The organism is Flavobacterium sp. (assembly GCF_046155325.1).
Lineage (GTDB): Bacteria > Bacteroidota > Bacteroidia > Flavobacteriales > Flavobacteriaceae > Flavobacterium.
In genome coordinates this window covers 1-6,655 of the sequence record NZ_JBJXDQ010000071.1, presented here as the reverse complement: position 1 = coordinate 6,655, position 6,655 = coordinate 1, and the positions used below count along the sequence as shown (strand labels likewise).

Below are 6,655 nucleotides of genomic sequence, written 5' to 3'. Positions count from 1 at the left end.
ACTGTGATTACTCTTGATTGAGTTATTGTTCTATTACAAGAATCTGTATATGTCCAACTCTCTGTTATGTTTCCACCACATTGACCTGGTGTAGCGCTTAATGTTGAAGTTACTGAACCGCTTATCTCACAAGCACCTGTTTTACCGTTGGTATAGCTCAACGAACTAGTCGTTGCTGCTCCACAATCTACAGTGATAGGCGACACAGATGCAAACGATGCAACTGCTGTAGGACTTACTGTGATTACTCTTGATACAGGAGCTAATGCTCTACCACATGAATCGGTTGCTGTCCATGTTTCTGTAACTGTTCCTCCACAAGCATTAGGAGTTGCAGTAAAAGTTGAAGCATTTGATGTACCTGAAATCAAACAACCGCCTGATAATCCATTGCTAAAAGAAATCGTACTTGATTCTGGTAATGCGCCACAAGCCACTTCAATAGCCGCTGGGGCTGTCATCGTTGGCAATGCCGCTGGAGATATCGTGATGATTCTGGATTGAGTTATTGTTCTACCATATGTGTCTGTAAAAGTCCATGATTCTGTCACTGTTCCTCCACAGGCTCCTGGAAGAGGACTACTTAATGTTGAAGTAACAGAACCACTAATTAAACATGTCGCACCATTAGTATAACTCAAGGAGCTAGTTGTTGCTGCTCCACAAGCAACTGTAATATTATTAGCAGTTGCAAAAACAGCTATAGGAGTAGCTGATACTGTTATGGTAGCTTCGCTGGAATTAAAGGTATTGGAACATAAAACAGTGTTCGAAATTACTGCTCTAAACTTAGTTGTTTGAGATAAGTTAGTAGCTATGTGTGAGGTTGTTGTGTTTGCAATATCTGTCCATGAAGTAAATGGACTAACTGAAAATTGCCATTTTGTAACAGTAGAACCACTAGTAAGACCACTAATTGCTAAATTTGAAGAATTTGTACCTGAACAAACAGTAGAATTCGGTCCTACAGAACCTTTAAGAGGAATACCAAAAGTAAGAGGAATATCGCTACACAAGTCTGAAGTTGGTGATCCTCCTTTTACAGAAGCAAGTTTAGCTATATTAATTACTCCAGGATTGTTTTGATCACAAATGTTAACACCTATAGCACCAAAAGGAATATAAAACTCTAAAAACGCACCGTCTGAAGCACTACATCCAAGAGAATTTCCATTTGAAGCATTGAATAATGAACCAGTAACAACAACTTTGGTTGAAGCTCCAGTTGCTTGGTATAAGGTATAAGTTGAATTGCTTTTTGCATTTAACTCTAAAATATATTCGGCACCTGCAACCGCTAAAGAACCGCCAAATGAATCAGTAGTTAAACCAGTAGTAGGATTATTATCTGAATCAATGTACATTCTAAACAATGCTGCTCCCGAATTACCAATCTTAATACCTACTCTTAAATCTGACGTTGATGTATTCACTTTTGCGTAAACAGTATTTATTGCACAAGTTGTGGAAGCTCCGGCATTTATGACCTTACTAAAAAATACACCTGTTGCGTACTCATCTCCACTAACACCTGGTCCAGGGCAATAGTTCCCATCATAGCTATTTTGACCAAAACTATTAGTAAATGAAACTAGAAAAAGTAAAAACGCAATCAAAAAGTTAAATGAAAATGTTTTTGTCGAATGGGTAAAATTTGGTTTCATATTGATTTGTTTTAAATCGATAAAAAGTGAAATAATAAAAAAACTTTTTAAAAAATTAGTTAGGTTCGGGGCGATTGTTTTTTTCATAAAAAATTATTTTAATAATGCTAACAGTGATTTTACGAAAATCATTTTTTTATTTCTAGTTAACATTCAAAAACCAAATTTATAATGTTTGATCTAATTTGGCTTCATTTTCCCATAAATAACCAAAAAACTCGTTTAAATGCTATTTTTGATGAATTTTATTCAACAAAAACATTGATTTTTTTATTTTTATCTGATTAAACCCTTGTTAAAAAATTATTTATATTTTGATTTTTTAAATAGTTGAAATTATTTATCAAAACCAAAATTACTTTTTTATTTAATATAAAACAAATAAAAAAATCGATTAAGCGCAATTAAAACAGATAAAATGCATTTTTTCGTATTTAAATACGATTTAAACTACAAAAAATTAATATAATAAAAGATTAATTACAATTGAAAATTAAGATGATGTTCTAAAATTAATTACTAATGATATGGTTATATATTTGTAAATTGAATCCCGAGTTTAAATACAAATTATAAAAATAAAGTAAAAAATGAAAAATTTAATATTAATAAGACACGGAAAATCAAGTTGGGATTTACCTGTAAAAGATATTGATAGATCTATTAATCAAAGAGGGATTAGTGATGCACATTTGGTTTCTTATAATTGTATAAAACTTTTACCTTCTCAGTTTGTTATTTGGAGTAGTATAGCCAAAAGAGCTACAGAAACAGCTTTGATTTTTGCTAAAAATATTAATTACCCTTTAGAGAATATTATATTTAAAGATGATCTCTATACTTTTGACGAAAATCAATTAGAGAATGTTATTAAATCATGTAATAATAGTGTAGAAAACATTATTCTTTTTGGACATAATGAGGCTATTACCAATTTTGTTAATAAATTTGGCAATGTTTTCATCGATAATGTGCCTACATCTGGATTTGTTTCATTGCAATTTGACACGGATGATTGGAATAACATACGAAAAGGCGTAACTAAAAAAACACTATTTCCTGAAAATTTAAAATAAAATAATGTGATTCAATATAAATATTTAGATAAAGAGAAAAGTTGGTTAAACTTTAATGCGAGAGTGCTTCAAGAAGCGGCAGATGAATCGGTTCCATTACTCGATAGATTGCGTTTTTTAGGTATTTTTTCTAATAATTTAGACGAATTTTTCAGAGTTCGATTTGCTGCTATACGAAGATTAAGCTTATCAAATGAAACTGGAGAGAAAATTTTAGGAGGGATTTCGGCTAAAAAATTATTAAAAGAAATCACTGAAATTGTTATTAAGCAACAAGCTGACAGTTTGAATATATTAGCAATCATAGAAAAACAACTCGAAAAGCAAAATATTTTTATGGTTGACGAATCTAATTTGTCAACAGGACAAACTCAATTTGTCAAAGATTTTTTTATACAAAAAGTAAGTCCAGAGCTGGTTACGATCATATTAAACGATTTGGCAGAATTCCCTTTGTTAAAAGATACGATGGGATATTTAGCAGTTAAATTAGTAATGAAAACAGATCAGCAATCAAAACTATTAGGTCTGGTAAAGCCAAAATCAGACATTCGTTATGCCATTATCGAAATGCCAAAAAACATTAATAGAATTGTAGAATTGCCGAATGAAAATGAAAAACAATACATTATGTTGCTCGATGATGTTATTCGTTATAATTTAAGTAGTATTTTCAACATCTTTGATTACGAAAGTATTGCAGCACACATGATTAAAATTACACGTGATGCACAGCTCGATATAGATAGTGATATGAGTAAAAGTATGCTTCAAAAAATAGCAACTTCTGTAAAAGATAGAAGAATTGGAGAGCCCGTAAGATTTGTTTATGATAGTAAAATTGGAAAAGATACTTTAAGTTTTTTTCTTACTAATATGGGTATTGAATCTACCGATAGTATAATTCCTGGAGGAAGATACCATAATCGTAGAGACTATATGAACTTTCCTAATTTAGGCAGATTTGATTTATTATACCAACAAAAACAGCCCTTACCAGTTGCAGGACTTTCATTAGAAGGTAGTATTCTTAATAAAATAGCTCAAAAAGATTTTCTTATTTCAGCTCCATATCAATCATTTTCTTATTTGATTAAGTTTTTGCGTGAAGCAGCACTTGATCCAAAAGTGACCACTATAAAAATTACATTATACCGATTGGCAAAGAATTCCCAAATAATTAGTTCACTAATTAATGCGGCGAAAAATGGTAAAAAGGTAACCGTTGAAATAGAATTACAAGCTCGTTTTGATGAAGCAAGTAATATATCCTATGCTGAACAAATGCAAACGGAAGGAATTGAATTAATTTTTGGGATTAAAGGACTGAAAGTACATTCTAAGATTTGTTTAGTAGAAAGAATTGAATCAGGTAAATTAAAACGATATGGTTTTATTTCTACGGGAAATTTTAATGAGTCAACAGCAAAAATTTATACCGATGTTACTCTTTTAACCAGTCATCAGCAAATATTGAAAGATGTTTCTAAAGTTTTTGATTTTTTAGAAGTTAACTATCGTTTGCATAATTACAAACACTTAATTGTATCTCCCCATTATACTAGATCTCGTATCTACAAATTAATTGATAAGGAAAGATCCAATGCAATAGCTGGAAATCCAGCTTATATTAATCTAAAAATGAATAGTTTATCGGATCATGCTATGATTGATAAATTATACGATGCTAGTAATGCAGGAGTTAAAGTTAAATTGCAAATACGAGGAATTTGTTCTCTGATTCCCGGTGTTAAAGGCATGAGCGAAAATATTGAAGCAATAAGTATTGTAGATAATTTTCTCGAACATTCTCGAGTTTTTATTTTCGGCAATAACAATGATCCACTCGTATTTATTTCATCTGCCGATTTTATGACCCGAAATTTAGACGGTAGAGTTGAAGTAACTTGTCCTATTTATGATTCAGAAATTAAACAAGAATTAATTAAAAATTTTGAAATTGGCTGGAAGGGTAATGTAAAAGCCCGTTACCATTCAGAAAAATTTGATAATAAATATAGAATTCGTGTTGCTAACGAACCCGTTTTTAGGGCTCAACATGAAACTTATAAATATTATCAAGATTAGAATAATCCAAGATTAAATTTATAGTTACGCATAAAATTCATTAGTCATTTTGACACCAATTAATAATTATATTTAATATAATAATGCTCAAAATAAAAAAATACGCTGCAATTGATATAGGTTCTAATGCAATGCGTTTATTAATTACCAATATTGTTGAGCAAGAAGGTGCAGCAACACATTTTAATAAAAACTCTTTAGTTCGTGTTCCCATTCGTTTAGGGCAAGACTCTTTTACAATTGGTGAAATTTCAAAGGAAAACATTGAAAGAATGATAGATGCTATGATAGCATTTCGACTTTTGATGAAAGTGCACAAAGTTGAGAAGTATTTGGCTTTCGCGACTTCGGCAATGCGAGAAGCAAAAAATTCAAAAGAAGTTATTGCAATTATAAAAAATCAAACAAAAATAAAAATTGAAGTAATAGATGGTAATAAAGAAGCTGCAATCATTGCTTCTACAGATTTGCATCAACTTTTAAAATATGACAAAACGTATCTTTATGTTGATGTAGGTGGCGGAAGTACTGAATTTTCCCTATTTTCAAATGCTAAATTAATAGTCTCAAAATCATTCAAAGCTGGAACTGTTCGATTGTTGAATGAAATGGTATTAGAAAATGTATGGAAAGAAATGAAAGAATGGATTACTGAAAATACTCTTTATTATGATGAAGTTATATTAATAGGTTCGGGTGGGAACATCAATAAAATTTTCAAAATGTCTGGAAAAATACAAGATAGCCCTCTTTCTTATTTGTATTTAAATTCGCAGTTTGCTTATTTAAATTCACTTACATATGAGCAAAGAATAACCGAACTGAGTTTAAACACTGACCGTGCAGATGTAATTATACCCGCATTAAAAATATATCTTAATGCCATGAAATGGAGTGGCGCCAGAAATATATATGTTCCTAAAATTGGGCTTTCTGATGGAATTGTAAAGGCTATGTATTATGGCAAGATTTAAAAATCCAAATCAAAAGTCTTTTTCAACAACTCTAAATTTGGATTTAATTCATTCAATCTATTATATTTATCTTGTGCTGTGAAAGCAAATTTTTTCTCCACACTTTCATTTACTAAAACCTCAATTTCAATATCATGATTATGAAGTTTTCCTCTTAAATAACCTAAAAGTTCATGTTTTTCCGTTTCAAATTCTATTTTTGAACCTTCATTAGGCAATTCGTGAGTTATACTAGTGCCTACAAGTTTTGGATCACTTATTAGTAAAAGTGATTCCATTATTTTATGACCTTTGTCACTTAATCTTTGGGCATATTTGCTCCATTGCAAACGCATATCTGTTTCATTAAAAGCTTCCGTTGGTAGATGAACTTCTTCTTTGACAAATCCTTTTTTACTTTCCTGTAATTCTCTTTTGGCACGGATACTTGAAATAGACAAGGCCGAAACTTTGGGTTCTTCTAGATGGTTTCTGGTTTGCTTCGCCTGTTCGCTATAACTCGGGTGAGGTTTAGTGTTTGCTTCGTCTGTTGGAGCATAGCTCTCTTGTTGGGATTTAGTTGGAACAACTAAATCTAAAGTGTTAATTTCAACTTTTGTTTCTAAATTCTGTAACCTGCTTTCTGCAACCTGATTACTGCTATCTGCTATCTGCTTTGAAGTTTCAACAATTGAATAGTCAGTTCGTCTAAAATAAGTAGGTGGAATTATAAATTTGTCAGCTTTTTTTTTTCTCCATCAAAGGTGATGGAGGCTAATTGCATCAAGCAAAGTTCTACAAGAAGTCGTTGGTTTTGACTTACTTTATATTTTAAATCACAGTCATTAGCAATTTCTATACCTTTTAGCAAGAA

At 31.2% G+C, this 6,655-nt stretch carries 4 protein-coding genes and 2 pseudogenes; 3 read left to right on the top strand and 3 right to left on the bottom strand.

Annotated elements, in window-relative coordinates:
* A pseudogene (locus tag ACKVOD_RS04750) lies at window positions 1-1,751 on the bottom strand (hypothetical protein); the annotation flags it as partial.
* 503 nt (window positions 1,752-2,254) lie between these two features.
* Between ACKVOD_RS04750 and ACKVOD_RS04745 the strand changes: the two are divergent.
* From ACKVOD_RS04745 to ACKVOD_RS04735, 3 genes are all read left to right on the top strand, one after another.
* Window positions 2,255-2,740 carry a SixA phosphatase family protein gene (locus tag ACKVOD_RS04745; protein WP_409208328.1) on the top strand — a complete coding sequence of 162 codons (486 nt, stop codon included), beginning with the start codon at window positions 2,255-2,257 and terminating at the stop codon, window positions 2,738-2,740.
* A gap of 6 nt (window positions 2,741-2,746) precedes the next feature.
* Window positions 2,747-4,828: a polyphosphate kinase 1 gene (ppk1, locus tag ACKVOD_RS04740; protein WP_409208327.1), complete on the top strand. Its 2,082-nt coding sequence runs from the start codon at window positions 2,747-2,749 to the stop codon at window positions 4,826-4,828.
* 83 nt (window positions 4,829-4,911) lie between these two features.
* Window positions 4,912-5,802 carry an exopolyphosphatase gene (locus ACKVOD_RS04735; RefSeq protein ID WP_409208326.1) on the top strand — a complete coding sequence of 297 codons (891 nt, stop codon included), beginning with the start codon at window positions 4,912-4,914 and terminating at the stop codon, window positions 5,800-5,802.
* Here the strand turns inward: ACKVOD_RS04735 and ACKVOD_RS04730 are convergent.
* Both ACKVOD_RS04730 and ACKVOD_RS04725 read right to left on the bottom strand, forming a co-directional pair.
* Entirely contained in the window at window positions 5,799-6,242 is a 444-nt protein-coding gene (locus ACKVOD_RS04730) for a DNA polymerase III (RefSeq protein WP_409208325.1), read from the bottom strand. The genes ACKVOD_RS04735 and ACKVOD_RS04730 overlap by 4 nt on opposite strands.
* Before the next feature lie 266 nt (window positions 6,243-6,508).
* Window positions 6,509-6,655 (bottom strand): annotated as a pseudogene (locus ACKVOD_RS04725) (DNA polymerase III subunit gamma/tau); the annotation flags it as partial.